Below are 20349 nucleotides of genomic sequence, written 5' to 3' on the forward strand. Positions count from 1 at the left end.
CCCTCCTATACTTGATCTTATTTGTGCGGCGCTGGTCACTCTTTTTGCTTTGCTGCAGCTTTTTTTGCGAAAAAGCCGGTGAGGATCGGCGTAAGGATCGCGGTGATGACGACTGCGCCCGCAACCTGTGCGGTAGCGATCCCAACCACCGGTTCCAGGGACGGGTCAGCCAGAGCGACGGAAGCCGGGACTGCAACGGCATTGCCTCCTGTCGTGCCGATCGCCATGCCCATGGGGTCAGGTTTCCTGCGGATCAGGCTGTAGAGATAGTAGGTTACGACACCGGTGAAGAATACGGTGATCAGGCCCAGGATGATGCCGCCGGCACCGGCCTTTGCGATCGTAAACAGGCTGGTATTAGCGCCGAGGACAAAACCGTTGAAGGGAAGCAGCATGGCAAGTCCGTTGGACAGCAGGACTTTAAAATCTTCATCCAGATTACCCAGGATCATACCGATGATCAGAGGAACGATCGCGGCGACCAGGGAGATGACCGGGATATTTGCAAGGCCGGTGGTACCCAGGGCGATCATGGTCAGGAACGGGCCGTCATTTAAGGAGAGGATCGCGATAGCGCCAACATCGGTGCTGTCGCCGAATTCCTTTGCCAGGGCGGTATAGATCGCGCCGTTGGAGTTGGTAACGGCGGTGATGACAGCCAGCGGGGTGAGGCCGAGGATCCCCATCGGCCCGAACATCATATTCAGCCCCAGACCCAGAAGCACGCCGATGGCATACTTTAAGATGGTCAGTACGGCGCCTTTATAAAGAGGCATCGCTGCCTGCTTAAAATTGATGGTCGCGCCGCTGCACAGGATGAAAAGGCCGACCAGGGTTGAGGTCCCTGATTTAAACAGACCGGTAGTAAAGCCTCCGATCTCCAGTACCTGGGGGATAAATGTGTTGATCAGGCAGCCAAGCAGCAGTGGGATGACCATCATACCTCCGGGAAATTTTTTCATTGTTGCACAAATCTTCATACGAATACCTCTCCTTCTTCGTGTTGTAGGGCAGGTGCGGATACAACCCGTCCGGCGCCCCCAAATGATACTCATATGTAAAGCAATTATTATGCCAAGAGGTATAAAGTTTATAATTTTTAAAGAAAAGAGCGGAGATATAAAGAAAAAGCGCAGACAATAAGGGAATAGAAACAATGTTGTAATATCGTTGGGTGCAACAGATTTACAACAAAATACGCAACGGTGTTACAACATATCCTGCAACACCGCTGCCTTTTTATTTTAGATTATATTTTTGCATTTTCCGCCACAGGGTGGAGCGGTTGATGCCTAAAAGCTTTGCGGCTTTCGTCTGGTTGCCGCCGCACTCATTTAAAGCCCATAGAATGGAACTCTCTTCGTTCTGGGGCTGAATGGAGGTACGGGATATGACCGGCGTCTCCATATCCAGATCCTGAGGGTATAACGCCTGGAGCAGCACATCCTTTGTGATGACGCCATCGGCGCAGATGGCGCAGGAGCGCTCCACAATGTTGCCCAGCTCCCGGATATTGCCGTTAAACGGATAGTCATGGAGGACGGAGAGGGCAGCCGGGTTGATTGAGGGGGCCGGGACGTTGTTCTCATAGTTACGCTGCTTCATCAGATGCATAAACAGCAGCTCCACATCCTTGTCACGCTGGCGCAGCGGTGGAAGGAAGATCCGGAGCACGTCCAGGCGGTACATTAAGTCGCGCCGGAAAAGCCCCTTTCCCGCAAGTTGTGCGATGCTCTTGTTGGTGGCGGAAATGATCCGCACATTGACCGTTATGACCTTATTATCACCGATTCTGCGGACTTCATGTTCCTGAAGGACACGCAGCAGTTTTGACTGGGTGGACAGGGAGATTTCCCCAATCTCATCCAGAAACAGAGTGCCTCCGTGGGCCTGCTCGAACAGCCCCATTTTCCCGCCTTTGACTGTACCTGTAAAAGCGCCTTCCACATAACCGAACAACTCGCTTTCCAACAGATTTTCCGCCAGGGCGGCGCAGTTGATCGCAACAAAGGGACCGTTTTTCCGGGGGCTGGCGTTGTGGATGCTCTGTGCAAACAGCTCCTTCCCGGTCCCGGTCTCGCCCACAATGATAATATTGGAATCGGATGCCGCATATCGCCTGGCGCTTTCAATGGTGGAACTGATGATGGCGCTTTCATGGATGATGTCGTCAAAGGTATATTTGGCGCGCAGCCCTTTTTCACTTAAGCTCTTTCGTATCTGGTTCTCCAGCTTCTGGATCAGGGTAATGTCGGACAGGGTTATGACAACGCCGGAGATCCGCCCGTCAACCACAACCGGAGTAAATGCGATGGAAACGGTTATATTGCTTTTGGCGATCGTGTGGATCCTGCCGGTGATCTCCTGCCCGCTTGCCAGGACCTCGGTAAATGGCTTGTATAGGTAGGGCAGGGTGGTCTTAAGAGGGCGGGAGATCAGGCTGGTCCCATTATTCATTGCTTTTACGACCCGGTTGCGCACCTGGATACAGCCGTCTGAATCCACATACAGCACACCGTCCTTGGAGGAGTAGATGATCGTTTTGTAGGTCTCTGCCACGACACGTTCAATCTGGATCTGCTCCACAGTGCGGATGGTTTCGTTGATCGCCTGCAGGATCGTGTCTTCACCGGTGCGGATCAGCATGGATGGAAGGCCCCGCTTTTTTGCAAGGGCCGTGGCGGAGTAACCGCCGATCAGGGCATCGCAGCCGTCGGACACCGCGTTATCTATGGCATTTTCCAAATCCTTGTAGTCGTCTAACGGGTAGATCTGCACCTCGCATCCCAGCAATTTACACAGATCGGACGCTTCATAGATCTTTCCGTAAAATCCGCAGATAGCGATCCGCCTGGACTGGAAGGCGCTGCGGCACTCCGCCACGGTACGGATGATGTCATAGCCGGAGATGGCAAGGTCTATGATGGGAAGCTGCGGATACATGGTTTTTAATTGTCTGGCGCTGAACCCGCGGGCGATGATGGCATCGTAGGCGTCTACGCGGATATCAAGGGTCTGGTCTACGGTCAGGGCCTGGATATCGGTGGCGATCCGCGCCTTTTCGGGATGGCTGCTGAGTACAAATTCAACCTTTTCCTTTAGTTCCGGATATGGTACAATAAATAATATTTGGATCATAAATCCTCCTTCTGTACGGTGGGGCAATGTGTTGTTGTTTCATTCTACAATAATGCAACACCTGGGTCAACAGTTTTGCAACACATGTGTGGGGAATATAGAGACAGCGAATGGGGCAGAGAACGGCCTTAAGAGCAGTTGTCCGGACTGGCATGGAATTTGCTATATATAATATAGAATAGCGTCAATCAAGATTATAGATAGCAGGAGGGAGATTATGCCAGTTTTTGGATGTGTAGCCGATGATTTTACAGGGGCGGGAGATGCCGCGTCATTTCTGGTGAAGGGAGGGCTGTCTGTACAGCTTTTTTCCGGGATTCCGTCGGAGGGCAGCAGGATTGCCGAAGGGGTCCAGGCGGTGGTGATCGCTCTGAAGTCCCGGACGCAGAAAAAGGATGAGGCGGTACGGGATACCATGGAGGCGTTTCAATGGCTGAAGGAGAAGGGGGTGCAGCAGTTTTATTTTAAATACTGCTCTACATTTGATTCTACACCGGAAGGGAATATCGGGCCGGTCCTGGATGCGGCCATGGAGTTTTTACAGGTTCCGTGTACGGTTTTATGTCCGGCGCTGCCGGTCAATGGGCGTGTGGTCCAGCACGGGGAATTGTATGTGAACGGCGTTCCTCTTCAGGAAAGCCCCATGAGAAACCATCCCCTTACGCCCATGTGGGACTGCGGGATTGCCAGGCTGATGCAGCCGCAGAGCAGATATTCCTGTGTGGAATTGTGGAAGGAGCAGATGGGGCAGGATGAGAGGGCCATATGGGGCTGGCTTTCAGAACGCTCCTGCGGTGCAGAGCACTATTATATCATTCCCGATTATCAGGATGATGGGGATGGGGCGCGGATCGCGGAGCTGTTTGGCGGGTTAAGTCTGCTGTCAGGAGGCAGCGGGCTCTTAGAACCGTTAGCCCGTCATATCAGCACCCAGAGCCGGAAAGGACAGGCTCCGGACATCCGCGCGGCGGGTGCTGCGATCCTTCTTGCGGGAAGCTGCTCTAAAGCCACGCTGGGGCAGATCGCTTATTTCCAGGCTCATGGGGGGATTAGCTATAAGATAGATCCTGCGGCTCTGCTTGAAGACCCGGGTCAGGTGGATGAAGCATGGGACTTTGTAGAGGCCCACTGGGGCGCCCCGGTACTGGTGTACAGCTCGGATACTGCGGACAATGTAAAGGAAAGCCAGCGACTGGGTCAGAGCCGGATCGCAGATCTGCTGGAGCAGGCAGCGGCTGAGCTTGCAGAGCGCGCCGTCAGCCATGGAATCCGCCGGGTGATCGTTGCAGGAGGAGAGACCTCCGGCGCGGTGACAAAACGGCTGGGCTTTTCATCTTACCAGATCGGGCAGAGTGTGGCGCCGGGGGTGCCTGTCATGATCCCCATGGAAAATCCGGATATCCGTCTGGTCTTAAAATCCGGTAATTTTGGTCAGGAAGATTTTTTTGAACGGGTTTTGGCGATGACAGAAATGGAGGAAGACTGATGGAACTGCATATGGATAAAGAACTGGAACTAAAACTGCAGCAGGCGGTCTGGATCGGCAAGAGCCTGTTTGACAGGAACTGCACCACAGGTTCCTCGGCCAATATGAGCTTTTTCCATAACGGGCGGATCTATATCACCCAGGGCGGAAGCTGCTTTGGCACGCTGAAGCCGGAACATTTTGCTGTAATTGGTATGGACGGCGCCTGTCTTTCCCAGAACAGGCCCAGCAAGGAAGCGCCGCTGCATCTTAAGGTGTACCAGAAAAAACCGGGTACCGGCGCGGTGATCCATACCCACGGGACTTATGCGGTATTGTGGAGCTTTGTCCCCGCGGAGAATGAAAAGGACGTGATCCCGGAGCACACCCCCTACCTGAGGATGAAGCTGGGAACGGTGGGAATGGTCCCGTATGAAAAACCAGGCTCCCAGGCGTTATTTGACGCGTTTGGTGAACGGGTCATGGACAGTGACGGCTATCTGCTGAAGCAGCATGGGGCAGTGGTGCCGGGCAAAGATTTGATGGATGCATTTTACTGTATAGAAGAACTGGAAGAAAGCGCCAGGATAGCCTGGATGTTGAGGCAGGCCGCGCTTAAGTGAGGAAATACACATGTATGATATAGGATACAGACAGACACAGGAACAGAAGACATCTCTCTCTCAGAAGATGATCCAGTCGGCGGAGATCCTTCAGATGGACGTGCAGGAGTTGGAGACGTATGTGCAGCAGCAGGCTCTTGAGAACCCGCTGATCGACTTGGATGAGATGGAGCGGGGGATCTCCGGGTCTCTGAGCGGGGACACGGACAAGCTCCGGGATGACAAGGAGGAGTTCTGCCGGAAGCTGGAGTGGTTAAACCGCACCGACGAACAGAACCGGATCTATTATTCGGAGGAGTACGAGGAGGCGGAGAACCGGGATGCCTGGAATTTTTCCGAGGAGGAAAATTCCCTGGAGGATTATGTTCTAAGCCAGCTTGTGATGCAGATCAAGTCGGAAAAGGACTATGAATGCATGGAGTTTCTGGTGTACAGTCTGGATTCCAGAGGATACTTAACAGTTGACACGGAGGAGATCAAAAAGAAGCTGGAGATCGGTCAGGAGGCCATGGACCGGTATCTGGAGCTTTTGCAGTCCGTAGAGCCGGCAGGCGTGGGGGCCAGATCCCTGGAGGAGTGCCTGCAGATCCAGTTAAAGCGCATGCATGAGAGCGGTTATTTTGAGGAGCAGGAGTTTACGGAGCTGATGGAGCTGACCGGCTCCCATATGGGGGCGCTGGGGAAACGTCATTTCGCCCAGATCGCGGAACAGATGGAGATCAGCACGGAGGATGTGCTGAAGGGCTATGAGATGATCCGCAGGCTGAACCCGATCCCCGGCAATTCCTTCAGCTCCCGGGAAGATATGCGCTATGTAAAACCGGATGTGACCGTTGTAAAGTTTGAGGACTATTTTGAGGTGCTGGTCAATGACGCCAATATCCCGCATATATCGGTGAACCGCCAGTATTTAAACATGATGAATGAGGACGCCACCGGGGAGGTCCTTGATTATCTCCAGAATAAGTACCGGCAGGTGCAGTGGGTGCAGCGCTGTATCGAGGAGCGGACCAGCACGTTGCGGAAGGTTGCAAAGGAGATCGTGGCGATCCAGCGGGGATTTTTTGAGAAGCCGGACGGCAGGCGGGTGCCCATGAGCCTTCGGGATATCGCCGAGCGGCTGGATATCCACGAATCGACGGTGAGCCGCACGGTGAAGAATAAGTTTCTCCAGTGCCCATGGGGCATGTACCCGATGAACTACTTTTTCGTAAAGAAGGTGGCGGCCGATTCCGTAGGCGAGGCCATGACCCCGGAGTTAGTCAAGAACAGGATCGGGGAGATCATTGAGAAGGAAGATAAGAAAAAGCCCTTGAGCGACCAGAAGATCTCCGATCAGTTGAAGGAGATGGGGATCGATGTTTCCAGGCGCACCGTGGCAAAGTACCGGGGTGAGATGATGATCGCGGATACGGCGGGGCGGAAACTGCGGGGGTAGGGGTGAATGGAAGGAGGAGGCCTGTTTTGGGGGCAGCCTCCTTCTATTCACTTGGAAAAGCCGGAGGATAGTTTATCACTTTTTAAAGCAAATCGCTGTGGCTGCCTGTTCGATACAGCGTCAATAGCAACACGTCTTCTGTTATTTTGTAAATTAACAACCAATCAGGTTTTACATGGCACTCCCTGTATCCGGAATAATACCCTGATAAGCTATGGTCACGATATTATGGTTCTAACTGTGCTCCGCTTGCCAGTAAAGTTATCACCTTTTTTAATGGTGCTGTATCAAAGCCACGCTTTACTGCCATTTTATAATCTTTTTTAAACTGCGTGGTCCTTTGTATTTCATATTTAGTCATTGTCTAAGTCCTCAAAAAGTGCTTCAACACTGGAAAATCGCGGTGCAGTCGGATCCTTTAACATTTTCTCTCCCTCAGTAAAAGCTGCCAGAGTAACGGCATTGGGGATCTGAGCACCTACTCTGAATGGTATCGCCTGTTCTCTTACTGCTTGTTTTAAAAACATATTTATTGCTGTACTCAAATTCAAGCCCATATCATCAAAAAGACGTTGAGCTTCCTTCTTCAACTCAGAATCTATTTTGATATTCGTACTTACTGGTGGCATGTTATCACCTCTTTCTTGATTTCTGTATTACCAATATACACCCGAAGTGTAGATGATATCAATATGTTGGGTGTGTTTATGTTGGTGGTTTATTTTAACATTTAGAAACTGTGGAAGCGCTGTCCAGCGTAATCACTTGAAGCAGACGGAATAGGAAACGCACTATTTCCACGTTCTCGGAATTGTGGTAGAATGAAAGAAATTGTAAGCTGACTGGGAGGGTGAGCCATGAAAATGCCAACAGGAAAAATTGATACATCTATGTTTGCCCCCTGCGGCATGAACTGTCTGGTCTGCTATAAGCATTGTTATCATAAAAAGCCGTGTGCCGGCTGTTTGAACAGTGACATGGGCAAACCGGAACACTGCCGTAAGTGCAAGATAAAAGATTGTATTAAGGGCAAAGGGCTGTCCTATTGTTTTGAATGTCCCGATTATCCTTGTAAACTAATAAAAAACCTTGAAAAAAGCTACAACAAAAGGTATCGGGCGAGTCTTATGGAGAATAGCGAGTTTGTTCGTCAACACGGTCTGGAAAGGTTCATGGAGCAGCAGAAAGGGGGGTATACTTGTCCCAAATGCGGAGGTATCATTTCTATCCATGACAGAGAGTGTAGCGAGTGTCAAGAAAGTATGAAGTAAGCAAAGGGGTAAAAGAAAGTAACAAGTACGCGTTCGGCGGAACAGGCATACTCAATCGAAACTTGGAGAGGTGGTATCTATATGGAAATTAGAATGATAGACAATGAACAAACAGCTGATGCAGTTGCACTTATATGGACAACATTTTTACAGTTTGAAGCCCCCGATTATTCTGATGAAGGAATACAATCGTTTAGAGATTTTATTGAAGACAAAGCCATTTTAAAATCATTAGAATTTATTGGAGCGTATGAGAATGAAGAGCTAAAAGGGGTTATAGCTACAAATGATAATCGTAAACACATTTGCTGCTTTTTCGTAAAGGCACAATATCACAAACAAGGTATCGGTAAAAAGCTATGGGAATATCTTTTAGATCATAGCGAAAATAAAGAATTTACGGTCAATTCTTCTCCATATGCAGTCCCTGTTTATCATAAGCTCGGATTCGTGGATACAGATTGTGAACAATTAACTGACGGTATAAGATATACCCCGATGAAGTTTAGGAGATAGCAAAGCTGGCCGAGCCAGTCAGCGGTCAAAATGAACGCACTTACCAGCGTGGGGGTTTGAAAGAAATTTCAAAGAACCACTTGGCTTTCATAGATGAATTGATCATACTAGAAATATAAAAGAAAGCATCTACTCAAAAAGTGGATGCTTCTCAAAAGGTTTTGTTATGTCCTAATAGACATCGCTCACCCTGTTGGCAGACAGGGTGGGCATTATTTTCGCTCATTTCTCTTATGGAGAAAGGCGATAATCGCTACAATCTTATTGATCTTCAGCGAAAAACATCCCATTCTAAATAATCCTGACTAGTCAAAACATCCAACGCTTTACAAACCAACCCCCGAAAAAAATTGTATAAACCAACGTTTCCATAAAACCCCTGAAATGTTATTTTGTTAGCAGAATGTGGCTGCGATGATACGGAACAGTTACTACAGAACAGCATCTGCAAGCTGCGGTTTAAGGAAAGGAGAAGGAGATCAATATGAAGACAAGAATGACGGAACTGCTCGGTATCCGTTACCCGATCATGCAGGGGGGAATGCAGACATCTGGGTGTGCCGGAGCTGGCGGCGGCTGTTTCGGAGGCGGGAGGTCTGGGCACAATCAATGTGACTATTTATCCGGACCCGGAGGACTTACGCAGAGCGATCCGTGAGGTGAAGGCGAGAACAGAGAAGCCCTTTGCCGTTAACATTTCCCTGATCCCCAGCCTGCACCCGGGGAAGGAGCTGTTTGACCAGGTGGCGGTGATCCTGGAGGAAGGGGTGCCGGTGGTGGAGACTGCCGGGGCAAGCCCGCAGGAGTTGGCGGATGTGCTGAATGCCCACAAGGATCAGGTTAGATGGATTCACAAGGCGGCCTGCGTGAAGCACGCGAAAAAGGCGGAGAGCATGGGCGCGGACATGATCACCATGGCGGGCTATGAGGTGGCGGGCCATCCCCATACGGACGGTGTGGGAACCATTGTGCTGGCAAACCGCACCGCACAGGAGGTGAAGGTTCCGGTCCTGGCGGCAGGTGGGATCGCCGATGGACGGGGGCTTTTGGCGGCTTTGAGCCTGGGCTGTGAGGGGATCGTCATGGGAACCCGGTTTGTGGCGAGCCGGGAGTGCTGGATCCATCAGAACCAGAAGGATTGGATCGTAAAGGCCGGAGAGAGTCAGACGGTCCTGTGCCAGAAAACCATCCGCAACATGGTGCGCGTGGCAGACAATGCGGCGGCGAGGAAATGCCTGGAGCTGGAGGCGAAGGGCGCCGGTCTTGAGGAGCTGATGGGCGTGATCTCCGGGAAACGGGGCCGGGCGGCCTATGAAAGCGGGGCTGTGGATGATGGGATGTTTGCGGTGGGGCCGGCCTGCGGCCTGATCCATGAGGTCTTAAGCTGTAAAGAGATCATAGAAGGGATCATGGCGGAAGCAGAAAACGGCATGAACCGTTTAAACCGGATTTTTGAGCCATAGACTGCGAGAGAAAAGGAGAAGGAAATGAGCAAAAAAGCATTAGAAGGAATCCGTGTCCTGGATTTTACGACCATGGCGGCGGGGCCGACGGCGGGAGCCATGATGGCGGATTATGGAGCGGAAGTGATCAAGATCGAGCGCCCCGGAAGAGGCGAAGACGGACGGAAGTTCCCGCCCATGGTGGATGGGGAGAGCCTGTCCCACTGCTGGTTCAACAGGGGAAAAAAGTCTCTGGCAGTGGATCTCACAGATCCGGAGGGGCTGGAGGTAGTGAAAAAGCTGCTCCCAACTGCCACGGTGATCCTGGAGAATTTCCGCCCAGGCACCATGAAAAAATACGGGCTGGATTACGAGAGCGTGAAAAAAATAAAACCGGATATTGTCTATGCCTCTCTGACCACCTTCGGACAGACGGGAAAATATGTGTCCAAACCGGGCTATGATATCATCGCCCAGGCCATGTCCGGTATCATGAGCGTCACCGGCGAGGCGGACGGAGCGCCCCAGAAGAGCGGGTTCCCGCTGGGCGACTTATTGGGCGGGCTTAACATGTTTACCGGCGTCATGACGGCCCTGTACCACTGGCGCGATACGGGTGAGGGGCAGTACGTGGATATCTCCCTGCTGCGAACTCTGATCTACATCAATACGCCGTTGATCCACTGCAATTTTGGTCCGGAGCGCATGAGCAAACGGCAGGGCAACCATCATCCAACCATGTGTCCCTACGGCGTATTTCACTGCAAGGACGGGGATATCGTCATGGCTGCGGCTGGGAAACGGATCTGGGAAAGCCTCTGTGATCTGATGGGGCATCCCGGGTGGAAGGATCACCCGGAATATTCGGAGCTGTCAGGCCGGGCGAAGAACCAGAAGGTCCTGATCCCTCTGATCAACGAATGGCTCGCCAACACTTACTCCGGCCAGGATGAGGCGCTGGCCGCCTTAGACGCAGCGGGCGTTCCCTGCTGTAAGGTTTACAACGAGTATCAGGTCTGGGCGGACGAGGAGTTCCGCGCCAACGGCTGGCTTCAGGAGCAGCCCACCATGCCGGGGATGGAATCCATGCCGACCTTTGTGACCCGCACCGGCAATTGCGGCATGTCCGAGACCCCAGTGGAGTTTGGACGCGCGCCGCTCCTTGGAGAACAGAATGTGGAGATCCTGGAGGAACTGGGCTATGATGAGGCGAAGATTGCGGAGCTTGAGGAGCGCTGGCCGCACCAGAAGCTGGAGGGAGGAAATAAATGAGTGGACTTTACCATATGACAGAAGACCAGCAGAGCCTGGTGGAGCTGATCAGGGATTTTATGAACCGTGAGATCAGGCCCCATGTCCTGGAATGGGAGAAAGAGGGGCATTATCCCCGTGAGATCATCCAGATGGGGATCGATATGGGGCTGCATATGATGCAGGTGCCGGAGGAATACGGCGGTATGGGACTGGACACTACGACCACAGCCATGATGATCGAAGAAGGGGCAAAGGTAGAGAGCACCTACATGGGCATGTTCAATGTGACCAGTATGGGCGGCAAGATCGTGATGGCGGCTGGAAGCGAGGAGCAGAAGCAGTATTACGCGGGACTTTTACAGAAGGGTTATTTAAGTGCTTTTTGCCTGACGGAGCCGGGCGCAGGATCCGACAGCGCGGCGGTCCGCACCACAGCAGTGCGGGATGGGGACTCCTATGTGATAGGCGGTACCAAGATGTTCATCACCAATGCATCCCTGGCGGATGTGTTCCTGGTGGTGGCCTCCGTGGATCCGTCTAAAGGTTCAAGGGGCCTGGCGACCTTTATCGTGGAACGGGACTGCCCCGGTGTTAGCGTCAGCAAGAAGATCGACAAGTTCGGTATGCGCCTGTCCAATACGGCGGAAGTTATATTTGAGGATGTGAAGATCCCGGCGGCTAACCTGGTGGGGACGGAGGAGAGCGGCTTTGCCAACGCCATGAAAGTGCTCACCGCATCCCGCCCCATCATCGCGGCCTCCAGCCTGGGAGCCTGCCAGCTGGCGCGGGATCTGGCAGTACAGTACTCCAAAGAACGGGTGGCCTTCGGTAAGCCGATCTGCGCCAAACAGATGATCCAGGAAAAACTTGCCAATATGGAGATCCTGATACAGGCGAGCCGCGGTTTGGTATATAATGCCACTATGCTGTTGGATCAGGGGAAACCCTGCAACACGGAGGCGTCCGTTGCCAAATGCTTCGTCACGGAGGCATTTGGAACGATCACCGATGATGCGCTCCAGATCTTTGGCGGCTACGGGTTGTGCGATGAGTACCTGATCTCCAAGCTCTATCGGGATGCCAGGGTGAACCGCATCGTGGAAGGAACGAACGAGATACAGCGGGTGGTAATCTCCAAGGCCATGTTACGGTGAGCGGCGGGGCTGTGCGGCCTGACATTCCGGTGACGGCAGAAACAGCCGGCATCACGCTTTGGTGAAGGTATACAAACCCTTCTGGTTGTTTTAACCAGAAAGGGGCGAAAATGAAATTGACATTTTTGTGACAAGTAACGTGGGAGTTTTTAAACGACTTTGTTATTATTATGACATCATAAGAGACGTTCCGGCGCAGCGGGGGAGCGGCGTGGTAGGCGCTGCAAAAGCAGGCGGAGGGGTGTCGACAGTCACAATACGAAAGGGGAAGAAAAATGCTTAGTTTGTTTGGTATCATTGTTGGTCTGGCAGCATTTATCCTGTTGGCCTATATTGGCTACAACACGATAATCGTTGCGATCGCGGCAGGTATGGTGGTCGCCATCTTCGGCGGCATGAATCCGTTTACACTGCTGACGGAAGCGTTCATGCCAAAAGCAGTTGGATTTATGCAGGGGTATTTCCTTATATTCCTGTTCAGTGCATTGTTTGCACGTTTCATGGGGGACACCGGGGCTGCGCCGTCCATAGCAGTCAAGGTGGCAAGGATTGCCAAAAAGGCGAAGAACAGGGACGTACAGCGCTGGCTGGCCGTTATGGTACTTCCGCTGATCCAGCTGATCCTTACATATGGCGGAGTAAATGTATTTGTAGTTGTATTCATTCTGGTGGCGATCGCCCGCTCTCTGTTTAAAGAGCTGGATATCCCGTGGTGGATGTACACCTGTTCCAGCCTCGGGTCTTCGACGGTGACCATCGGTATGCTGCCCGGATCTCCCCAGATCCAGAATATCATCCCGACAGAGTATTTTGGTTCCACCACCATGGCGGCCCCGGTTCTGGGCATCCTGTGTGCCATTATCACCTTTGGCCTTGGCTCCTACTATGTATGGTGGCAGTGCAGACGCACCAACAAAAGAGGCGAGAGCTTCATGCCTACCGGCGAGCTGATCGACAAAGAGCAGCTTGTGGAAATTGATCTTAAGGACGAGAAACCGCTGTGGCAGTGCCTGCTTCCCATGGTTGTAGTTATCGTGGTACTGAACGTATTAAAGCAGAGCGCAGTGATCGCCCTGTTCAGCGGATGCGTTGTAGCGTGGCTTTTATATGACCCGCGTAAACAGAACTTAAAGAAGGTGTTTGCAGGCGCAATGCCCCAGGCGATCATGCCGCTTGTAACAGTCTGCTGCGCTTCCGGTTTCGGCGGCATGGTTGCGGCTGTACCTGGATTTCAGAATATCGTGACCAGTTTGGATAAGCTCGGCACCAGCCCGCTTACCATCGTGCTGATCGTCAATATCTGCTCCGGTATCTGCGGCTCCGCGTCCTCCGGTGAGAATATCGCCCTGCAGAACTTTTCAGACCGCTTCATCGCGACCGGTATCCCCGGGCCGCAGCTGCACAGGTTGGTTGCCATGTCCTCCATCGGCCTGGATACCCTGCCCCACAGCGCAGGTATCATAACCATGCTGTCCACCACCAAGCTGACCCACAGACAGGGCTACATCAACAGCTTTATCCTGTCCCTGGTGCTTCCGATCGTCATGGCCTGCTTTGCGGCGGTGCTGATCTCCATGGGCTTTTATTGGTAAAATAGCTGAATTTTGATAAGGCTGTGTTTTGTGAAAATGATCCTGTAACATGTAAATAAAAAATAAGTGCCGCACTCTCTAAGATCCTTGAGATTTTAGAAGGGATGCGGCGCTTTTTTTCGTTGACACAGTAAAAGAAAATGTGGAGGAAATGACAAAATACGACCATATCCGGGAGGCTACTATTTGTATGTTCCTACATAGATATTTTTTTGTCAAATTGGTAAATTAAACGTAACAGTCCAGGACGGCGGGAAAACAGGTGCAAAGACAGGCGTTAAGCTTGCTTATAAGCATGTTTTTGCACCTGTTTTCACATCGGATGGACATCCGATGCTTCTTGTCCGGTCAAAGACCGGACAAGAAGATGCCGTCCGGAAAAACAGCAATGGAATATATCAAATCCGCTGGGACTAGGGAGAAGCGGGTAATTATGCACAGAAAATATGCATAGGCAATATGCACAGATTAAGGAGGGCGACATGAAAACAAGAATGACAGAAATGCTGGGGATCCAGTACCCGATCATGCAGGGAGGAATGCAGAATCTGGGAGTGCCGGCCCTGGCGGCGGCAGTTTCCGAAGCGGGGGGCTTAGGAACCATCAATGCAACCATCTACCCGGAGATCGATGACCTGCGGACGGCCATCCGGGAGACGAAAACACTGACGGACAAACCGTTCTGCGTCAACATTTCCCTGCTTCCGGGCGTGTCCGTGGGGGATGCCACGAAAGAGGTGATCCGGGTCTGTGGCGAGGAAGGCGTGAAGGTGATCGAGACTGCCGGGACCAGCCCGAAGGACTTAGTCCCACTGATCCATGATGCGGGGATGCTCCATTTCCACAAGGTGCCGGGCATCAAATATGCGCTGAGCGCGGAGCGGGCCGGTGTGGACGCGGTGGAGGTCGTGGGCTTTGAGTGCGGTGGTCATCCGGGGGCAGCGGGCCTTGGTTCTGTGGTGCTGACGGACAAGGCGGCAAAGAAATGTAAGATCCCGGTCATCGCAGGCGGAGGCTACGGAGACGGTTACGGAATGGCGGCGGCTCTCGCCATGGGTGCGGAGGGCGTTGTCATGGGAACCCGGTTTGTGGCGACAGTTGACTGCCCGATCCACGACAACTTCAAACAGTGGATGGTGCAGGCGGACGAGGCGGACACGGTGCTCTGCCAGAAAGCGATCCGCAACATGGTGCGGGTGGCGGACAATGCGACTGCAAAGGAGTGTCTGGAGCTGGAGAAGGAGCCGGGGATCACGGTTGAGAAGCTGATGCCGGTCATCCAGGGAAAGCGCGGCAGGACCTGCTATCAGAACGGGGATATCGACGGATGCCTGTTCCCGATCGGCACCACGGTCGGGTTGATCGAGGATATTCCCACGGTGAAGGAAGCGGTCGGCAAAATCGTAAGGGAATTTAAAGAGGCGGTGGAACGCTTAAACCGGATCGGATAACGGATGGGACAGGGTTTGAAACAGACAAAAGAAAAGGAGAAGGTTTATGGAATGGATGAGTTTGTTAGGGGTACTGGCTGCGCTGGCCGTTTTTATCTATCTGGCTTACAGGGGATACAACATTATCTTTTTGTCGATCCTGTCATCCGTGATCGTTGCGGTGTTCAGCCTGCAGAACCCGGTCACGGTGTTAAATGAAACCTTTGTGGGGACCTTCAGCGGCTTTATCAAGAGCTGGTTTCTGGTGTACGTGCTGAGCGCGACCTTTGCAAAGCTGATGGGCGAATGCGGGGCGGCCCGTTCCATTGCTCTTAAGATCGCGCGGCTGTGCAGAAAGCGCCCCATGGAAGAACAGAAATTCTGGGCGGTGCTTTCCATCCCGATCATCAATACGATCCTGTGCTACGGCGGCGTTTCCTCCCTGGTGTGCGTGTTCATCATGGTCGGGATCGCGAAGGATCTGTTTGAGGAGCTGGATATCCCATGGCACTTCTACGGGATGGCGGCCCTTGGCTCTGCTACATACGCCCTGGGCGCCCTGCCGGGTGCGCCGGATGTGCTGAACTTAACGCCTACCAGCTATCTGGGGACCACGCCCATGGCGGCTCCGGGACTGGGGATCATTGCAACCATCATTATCTTCGGACTGGCCTGCATTTATCTGAAGAGGGCTTTGAGGAGATCGGAAAAGGCGGGAGAGACCTTCCTTCCCACCGGAGCCAGGATCGCGGCTGATCCGTCCATCGGCGGACAGGACAATATCGAGTATCCGCTCTGGAGGAGCGTTTTGCCCTGTATCGTGCTGCTGGTAGTGATGAATGTGTTGGGACAGCCGGTCGTACTGGCTATGTTCTGCGCCATCGTCTGCTGTCTGCTGTTGTTCTGGAACCAGCTCAAAGGGATCTTACAGCCGTGTATCGCTTCCGGGATACCCACAGGCGCGGTGACTGCATGTCTGATCAGCTGTACGGTGGGCTTTGGCAAGGTGGTTTCCACAAGTCCCGCATATCCGCTGGTTGTGGGAGGTCTGGATTCCATTGCGACCATCCTGCCGCCGGCTTTCCAGATCTTTGTGTGTGTCAATGTGGTGGCGGCCCTCACCAGCTCCTCCACATCGGCTGTATCCATCGTATTTGATTCCTTTGCGGAGCGTTTTCTTGCAACCGGGATTCCGGCTGCGGCGATCCACAGGATCGCTACGGTTACTTCGCTTGGACTGAACACCCTGCCGCACAGCGTCGGCGTTTGTAACGCAGCGGGCGCTTCCAGGCTGACGATCGGCGAGATCTACAAACACTATCTTTGGATCACGGTTGTATTTCCGCTGATCTCTGCGCTGGTACTCTGCGTACTGGTCAGTATGGGGATCTGTTTTTAAAAAATGAAAATATCATTACAGACAATACTTTACTTTTCTGAATGGGATGAATTTGAGACAGGGCCGGGGGTTTGCCGCGATACGTGTTTTTCGGATGTGCTCCTGCTGGACCGGAATATGGAGGAGGCCCACGGGGAATACCTCTATACCGGCACGGCTGAGGAGGCGGAGGAATATCTAAGAACCTGGAACGGACTAAAAAAATGTCTGCATCTGATCGTGCTGGCGGAGGATGTCTGCCAGGCCCGGAGGCTTCCGGAGTGGGTGTCCTGGGTCTGGGTGCCCCGGTCTCCCGGCCTGGTGGCGGTGTACAACCAGATCCGCGGGATCTTTTACCGCCTGCGTTCCTGGGACAAAAAGCTGGACGAGATCATCCTGACCGGGCAGAACATGGACGTGATGCTGGAAACCTATACGGAGCTGCTTCCCCATCATCTGCTGATGTGGGACGCGTCCTTTAATATCTGCGCATTTACCAGAAACATCGAGGCGCCCAACAAGAACGTGGAGGAGATGGAGAAAAAGGGATATTTCCTTCCGGAGACTGTGGAATTCCTGGTCAGGAAGAATCTGATCGCCAAGTCCACGGATATCAATACGAGATTTTTCACCAGGGATATGCTTCCCTCCGGCAATCAGGCGATCATCCATCACTATTTCCGGCAGGGGCTGAGGTTTTATTCGGTGTGCGTCTATGCAAGGGAGGGACAGAACTTTGGACAGGACATCCAGGATCTGATCGAATATTTCTTTGGCCGGCTGAATTTTTATCTGGACAAGCATGCCCCGGTGTTCCAGGGACAGCATTTTCTCTATGAGTCCTTTTTGATCGGACTGTTGGAGGGGAAGGTCACGGATCTGGCGGTGATTGAAGAACGGGCGGCATCCTTCCGGATCCGTCCGGCAGCCAGTTACCGGCTCTACTGCCTCCAGATCAATGATTACAAGATCACCCTTGCCCGGTATCTGATCGAGACGATCGCCTCATCCGCGCCGGATGTAAAGCTTTTGCAGTACCAGAACCATGTGCTGATGCTGAAGGCCCAGTCGCGGCGCGGGGTGCAGACGGAGGAGGAGAGCCAGAACTGGACGGAGCGGGTCACCCGGCTTCTGATGATCCACAACGCCCACTGCGGGGTCAGCTCCGCATTCAGCCATCTAAAGGACATCCGGACGGCCTATGACCAGGCCCGTTCCGCCTTAGAGTCGGGAATGCTGCTTAACCCGAAGGAGAAGAGCAGGATCTATTTTTACAGGGATTATTATCTCTATCATGTTTTAAAGCAGGTGGAGAATAACATCCCTCTGCACTCCCTCTATCCGAGAAGGTTGAACCAGATCCTGGAAAAGGATCTAAAGAGCGGCGCCAACAATCTAAAGCTGCTGGACGCCTACCTGGCGAACAACCAGTCGGTGACGGCCACCGCCAGGCAGATGTTCATGCACCGCAACAGCGTGATCTACCGGATCCGGAAGATCGAGGAGATGCTGCGGATCGATCTGGAGAACCACAAGGATGTGGTGCGCATGGATTTTTCCCTCCGCGTGCTCCGGTATCTTTTCTGGACCAATAAAAAGTATGAGAAATACCGGAGTTTGCTGGAGAATGAAGACGATGAGGGGACGTCAGAGTAGTCCGTAAAAAAGGTTACTGCCCCGTAAAGTTTGGTTTTCGTTTTTCGAGAAAGGCGTTCACCGCTTCCGCATGGTCCGCCGTGTGGGTCAGGCGGTCTACATAGTCCGCTTCCATGGACATGCACTGGTACAGGTCGGGATAGAAGATACGGTTGACGGCGGCCTTGATCTCCCTGTAGGACATGGTGGGGCCGCCTGCCAGCCGGGCAACCTGCTTCTGTACGGTTTCCTCCAGGATTTCGTAAGGCACAGCTTTGGTGATGATCCCAAGCTGCGCAGCCTCCTCACCGGAAAAACGCCGTCCGGTCATGAAAAGGTCCGTGGCCCTGGCGGGGCCGACCCGGCGGGAGAGCATAAGGGAGCTGCCCATATCGGGGGCCAGGCCGATATTTACAAAGGCAAAGGTCATCTTGCTGTCTGCATCCGCGATGGAGAAATCACAGGCCATGGCGAGGCTTAGGCCTCCGCCTGCGCAGGCGCCTTCGATCCAGCTCACCACCGGTTTTTCTGTCTGCCGGATGGCGAGTATAAGCTGATTGAAATGTTCCATGTTCACCTTGGTCTGAGTCTCCGGTCTGCAGCCCGTTGGCGTAGCAGTCCACCCGTTTTTTCATGGAGGTGATGTCCCCGCCCGCGCAGAAGCATCCTTCTGCGCCCCGCAGGACCACGACGCGGACCTCCGGATCAAAGCGGTATGCCAAAAGCGCTTCATGCAGTTCGGCAGCCATGGCCTGGCTGAGTGCATTCCTTTTTTGGGGGTCATTTAGAATGATGGTTCCGATCCCGTCTTTTACGGATGTGATTAGATACTGGTACATGTGCTGATACCTCCTTTCTTAAGGGAATCTTATAATAACCGGCTGACAAAGCCTATGGAGGAATCTACGAAAAACCGGCGGAGGGCATCGGGTTTTCTTTGTGCAGAATTGCATAGATAATTTTTTGACAAATTGATAAAGTGATATCATAACGTAACCGTGTAAATGTATAGGAGGGTACCATGATTAAAACAAAATTTACTGAAATGTTTGGGATTGAGAAACCGATCGTGCAGGGCGGGATGCAGCATTTGGGCGTTGCGGACTTTGCCTCTCTGGTGAGCAATGCGGGCGGTATGGGCACCATGAACATCACCTGTTATCCGGGGATCGAGGAATTCCACGAGGACGTCATCAAGATGAAATCCCTGACGGACAAGCCCTTTATCGTAAATATTTCCCTGGTCCCGGATCTGACCAGGGGCGAGGAGATCTTCAAGTATATCGATGTGTGCGCGAAAGAGAAGGTGGCGGCCATTGAATTTGCCGGAGCTTCACCGATTGAGTTTATGCCGGCCTGTAAGGAAGCGGGGATCAAGATCATCCACAAGAGTCCCAATGCCAAGGTAGCGGCCAGCATGGCGAGAAAAGGCGCCGATGTGATCACGATCGCAGGCTATGAGGTGGCGGGACATCCGAGCCTGGACGGGATCGGTACCTTTGTGATCGCCAACAAGGCGGCAAAGGTCTGCGCCGAGTACGGGGTCCCGGTGCTGGCGGCAGGCGGTGTTGCTGACGGCAAGGGCCTGGCGGCTGCCCTGGCGCTGGGCGCCCAGGGTGTTGTCATGGGCACCAGGTTCGTAGCGACCACAGAATGCCCGATCTCCGACAACCATAAGCAGTGGCTGTTAGACCACACGGAAAAGGATACGGTGCTGATCCAGAAATCCATCCACAACGCAGCCCGCGTCGGCAACAACCTGGCGGCAAAGCTGACTCTGGAGATGGAGGCCCGCGGCACTACCCTTCAGGAGCTGATGACAGTCATCTCCGGAAAGATCAGCAAGCAGTGCTACAAAAACGGCAATATCGACGGCGGTATCTACGCACTGGGGCCGGCTATGGGCCTGATCGATGATGTGAAGACCGTTAAAGAGCTGATGGACGATATGGTGGCGGAAGCGGAGAATGTGATTGGAGTTCTGAAGGCGAATATTGTGTAAAAAGGAGACAA

The 20349-nt window shown here is 52.9% G+C and carries 18 protein-coding genes and 1 pseudogene; 13 read left to right on the plus strand and 6 right to left on the minus strand.

Annotated features, from left to right (window positions below; translation table 11 throughout):
- Positions 1 to 35: 35 nt before the first annotated feature.
- Positions 36 to 980: a 2-keto-3-deoxygluconate permease gene (locus tag AB1I67_RS05640; protein WP_367028827.1), complete on the minus strand. Its 945-nt coding sequence runs from the start codon at positions 978 to 980 to the stop codon at positions 36 to 38.
- Positions 981 to 1239: 259 nt separating this feature from the next.
- Positions 1240 to 3138 carry a sigma 54-interacting transcriptional regulator gene (locus AB1I67_RS05645; protein WP_367028828.1) on the minus strand — a complete coding sequence of 633 codons (1899 nt, stop codon included), beginning with the start codon at positions 3136 to 3138 and terminating at the stop codon, positions 1240 to 1242.
- Positions 3139 to 3355: 217 nt separating this feature from the next.
- Between AB1I67_RS05645 and otnK the strand changes: the two genes are divergently transcribed.
- From otnK to rpoN, 3 genes are read left to right on the plus strand one after another with little or no spacing between them, the layout of a single operon-like run.
- Positions 3356 to 4624 carry a 3-oxo-tetronate kinase gene (gene otnK, locus AB1I67_RS05650; protein WP_367028829.1) on the plus strand — a complete coding sequence of 423 codons (1269 nt, stop codon included), beginning with the start codon at positions 3356 to 3358 and terminating at the stop codon, positions 4622 to 4624.
- Positions 4624 to 5226 carry a class II aldolase/adducin family protein gene (locus AB1I67_RS05655; protein WP_367028830.1) on the plus strand — a complete coding sequence of 201 codons (603 nt, stop codon included), beginning with the start codon at positions 4624 to 4626 and terminating at the stop codon, positions 5224 to 5226. Before otnK ends, AB1I67_RS05655 begins: the two co-directional genes overlap by 1 nt.
- A 10-nt stretch (positions 5227 to 5236) precedes the next feature.
- Positions 5237 to 6664 carry an RNA polymerase factor sigma-54 gene (rpoN, locus tag AB1I67_RS05660; RefSeq protein ID WP_367028831.1) on the plus strand — a complete coding sequence of 476 codons (1428 nt, stop codon included), beginning with the start codon at positions 5237 to 5239 and terminating at the stop codon, positions 6662 to 6664.
- A gap of 82 nt (positions 6665 to 6746) precedes the next feature.
- Here the strand turns inward: rpoN and AB1I67_RS05665 are convergent.
- Both AB1I67_RS05665 and AB1I67_RS05670 read right to left on the minus strand, forming a co-directional pair.
- A pseudogene (locus tag AB1I67_RS05665) lies at positions 6747 to 7025 on the minus strand (type II toxin-antitoxin system YafQ family toxin).
- Entirely contained in the window at positions 7018 to 7293 is a 276-nt protein-coding gene (locus AB1I67_RS05670) for a type II toxin-antitoxin system RelB/DinJ family antitoxin (protein ID WP_367028832.1), read from the minus strand. Before AB1I67_RS05670 ends, AB1I67_RS05665 begins: the two are co-directional and overlap by 8 nt.
- 261 nt (positions 7294 to 7554) lie before the next feature.
- Between AB1I67_RS05670 and AB1I67_RS05675 the strand changes: the two genes are divergently transcribed.
- The 9 genes from AB1I67_RS05675 to AB1I67_RS05715 all read left to right on the plus strand — a co-directional run bounded on the left by AB1I67_RS05675 (position 7555) and on the right by AB1I67_RS05715 (position 18357).
- A complete protein-coding gene (locus tag AB1I67_RS05675) occupies positions 7555 to 7935 on the plus strand; it encodes a DUF3795 domain-containing protein (protein WP_367029163.1) in 381 nt (126 codons plus the stop codon).
- 81 nt (positions 7936 to 8016) lie between these two features.
- Positions 8017 to 8451: a GNAT family N-acetyltransferase gene (locus AB1I67_RS05680; RefSeq protein ID WP_367028833.1), complete on the plus strand. Its 435-nt coding sequence runs from the start codon at positions 8017 to 8019 to the stop codon at positions 8449 to 8451.
- A gap of 557 nt (positions 8452 to 9008) precedes the next feature.
- Positions 9009 to 9914: a nitronate monooxygenase gene (locus AB1I67_RS05685; protein ID WP_367028834.1), complete on the plus strand. Its 906-nt coding sequence runs from the start codon at positions 9009 to 9011 to the stop codon at positions 9912 to 9914.
- 24 nt (positions 9915 to 9938) lie between these two features.
- Positions 9939 to 11165 (plus strand): CoA transferase, encoded by a 1227-nt coding sequence (locus AB1I67_RS05690; protein ID WP_367028835.1) that lies wholly within the window; start codon positions 9939 to 9941, stop codon positions 11163 to 11165.
- The gene (locus AB1I67_RS05695) at positions 11162 to 12301 is read left to right on the plus strand and encodes an acyl-CoA dehydrogenase family protein (RefSeq protein WP_367028836.1); all 1140 of its coding nucleotides are present in this window, start codon (positions 11162 to 11164) and stop codon (positions 12299 to 12301) included. Before AB1I67_RS05690 ends, AB1I67_RS05695 begins: the two co-directional genes overlap by 4 nt.
- 275 nt (positions 12302 to 12576) lie before the next feature.
- A complete protein-coding gene (locus tag AB1I67_RS05700) occupies positions 12577 to 13893 on the plus strand; it encodes a hypothetical protein (protein ID WP_367028837.1) in 1317 nt (438 codons plus the stop codon).
- Positions 13894 to 14375: 482 nt separating this feature from the next.
- Positions 14376 to 15344 (plus strand): nitronate monooxygenase, encoded by a 969-nt coding sequence (locus AB1I67_RS05705; RefSeq protein ID WP_367028838.1) that lies wholly within the window; start codon positions 14376 to 14378, stop codon positions 15342 to 15344.
- 46 nt (positions 15345 to 15390) lie between these two features.
- Positions 15391 to 16722, plus strand: a complete 1332-nt coding sequence (locus tag AB1I67_RS05710) for a hypothetical protein (protein ID WP_367028839.1) — start codon at positions 15391 to 15393, stop codon at positions 16720 to 16722.
- 3 nt (positions 16723 to 16725) lie between these two features.
- Positions 16726 to 18357: a helix-turn-helix domain-containing protein gene (locus AB1I67_RS05715; RefSeq protein ID WP_367028840.1), complete on the plus strand. Its 1632-nt coding sequence runs from the start codon at positions 16726 to 16728 to the stop codon at positions 18355 to 18357.
- A gap of 13 nt (positions 18358 to 18370) precedes the next feature.
- On the opposite strand, the gene AB1I67_RS05720 is transcribed toward AB1I67_RS05715, so the two are convergent.
- Both AB1I67_RS05720 and AB1I67_RS05725 read right to left on the minus strand, forming a co-directional pair.
- Positions 18371 to 18907, minus strand: coding sequence for an enoyl-CoA hydratase-related protein (locus tag AB1I67_RS05720; protein WP_367028841.1), 537 nt, complete (start codon positions 18905 to 18907; stop codon positions 18371 to 18373).
- On the minus strand, positions 18795 to 19175 hold the full coding sequence (locus tag AB1I67_RS05725) for an enoyl-CoA hydratase/isomerase family protein (protein ID WP_367028842.1): 381 nt from the start codon (positions 19173 to 19175) through the stop codon (positions 18795 to 18797). Before AB1I67_RS05725 ends, AB1I67_RS05720 begins: the two co-directional genes overlap by 113 nt.
- A 182-nt stretch (positions 19176 to 19357) precedes the next feature.
- On the opposite strand from AB1I67_RS05725, the gene AB1I67_RS05730 reads away from it, so the two are divergent.
- On the plus strand, positions 19358 to 20338 hold the full coding sequence (locus AB1I67_RS05730; RefSeq protein WP_367028843.1) for a nitronate monooxygenase: 981 nt from the start codon (positions 19358 to 19360) through the stop codon (positions 20336 to 20338).
- Positions 20339 to 20349: the final 11 nt, after the last annotated feature.

Source organism: Clostridium sp. AN503 (genome assembly GCF_040719375.1).
In the GTDB taxonomy this organism is placed as follows: Bacteria; Bacillota; Clostridia; order Lachnospirales; family Lachnospiraceae; genus Brotaphodocola.

Excerpts from the sequence above, each read along its gene's own strand:
- otnK (WP_367028829.1), top strand. The coding sequence starts at position 3,356 with ATGCCAGTTTTTGGATGTGTAGCCGATGATTTTACAGGGGCGGGAGAT.
- AB1I67_RS05705 (WP_367028838.1), top strand. The coding sequence starts at position 14,376 with ATGAAAACAAGAATGACAGAAATGCTGGGGATCCAGTACCCGATCATG.
- AB1I67_RS05680 (WP_367028833.1), top strand. The coding sequence starts at position 8,017 with ATGGAAATTAGAATGATAGACAATGAACAAACAGCTGATGCAGTTGCA.
- AB1I67_RS05720 (WP_367028841.1), bottom strand. The coding sequence starts at position 18,907 with ATGGAACATTTCAATCAGCTTATACTCGCCATCCGGCAGACAGAAAAA.
- AB1I67_RS05640 (WP_367028827.1), bottom strand. The coding sequence starts at position 980 with ATGAAGATTTGTGCAACAATGAAAAAATTTCCCGGAGGTATGATGGTC.
- AB1I67_RS05695 (WP_367028836.1), top strand. The coding sequence starts at position 11,162 with ATGAGTGGACTTTACCATATGACAGAAGACCAGCAGAGCCTGGTGGAG.
- rpoN (WP_367028831.1), top strand. The coding sequence starts at position 5,237 with ATGTATGATATAGGATACAGACAGACACAGGAACAGAAGACATCTCTC.
- AB1I67_RS05675 (WP_367029163.1), top strand. The coding sequence starts at position 7,555 with ATGTTTGCCCCCTGCGGCATGAACTGTCTGGTCTGCTATAAGCATTGT.
- AB1I67_RS05710 (WP_367028839.1), top strand. The coding sequence starts at position 15,391 with ATGGAATGGATGAGTTTGTTAGGGGTACTGGCTGCGCTGGCCGTTTTT.
- AB1I67_RS05725 (WP_367028842.1), bottom strand. The coding sequence starts at position 19,175 with ATGTACCAGTATCTAATCACATCCGTAAAAGACGGGATCGGAACCATC.
- AB1I67_RS05730 (WP_367028843.1), top strand. The coding sequence starts at position 19,358 with ATGATTAAAACAAAATTTACTGAAATGTTTGGGATTGAGAAACCGATC.
- AB1I67_RS05700 (WP_367028837.1), top strand. The coding sequence starts at position 12,577 with ATGCTTAGTTTGTTTGGTATCATTGTTGGTCTGGCAGCATTTATCCTG.
- AB1I67_RS05715 (WP_367028840.1), top strand. The coding sequence starts at position 16,726 with ATGAAAATATCATTACAGACAATACTTTACTTTTCTGAATGGGATGAA.
- AB1I67_RS05645 (WP_367028828.1), bottom strand. The coding sequence starts at position 3,138 with ATGATCCAAATATTATTTATTGTACCATATCCGGAACTAAAGGAAAAG.
- AB1I67_RS05690 (WP_367028835.1), top strand. The coding sequence starts at position 9,939 with ATGAGCAAAAAAGCATTAGAAGGAATCCGTGTCCTGGATTTTACGACC.
- AB1I67_RS05670 (WP_367028832.1), bottom strand. The coding sequence starts at position 7,293 with ATGCCACCAGTAAGTACGAATATCAAAATAGATTCTGAGTTGAAGAAG.
- AB1I67_RS05655 (WP_367028830.1), top strand. The coding sequence starts at position 4,624 with ATGGAACTGCATATGGATAAAGAACTGGAACTAAAACTGCAGCAGGCG.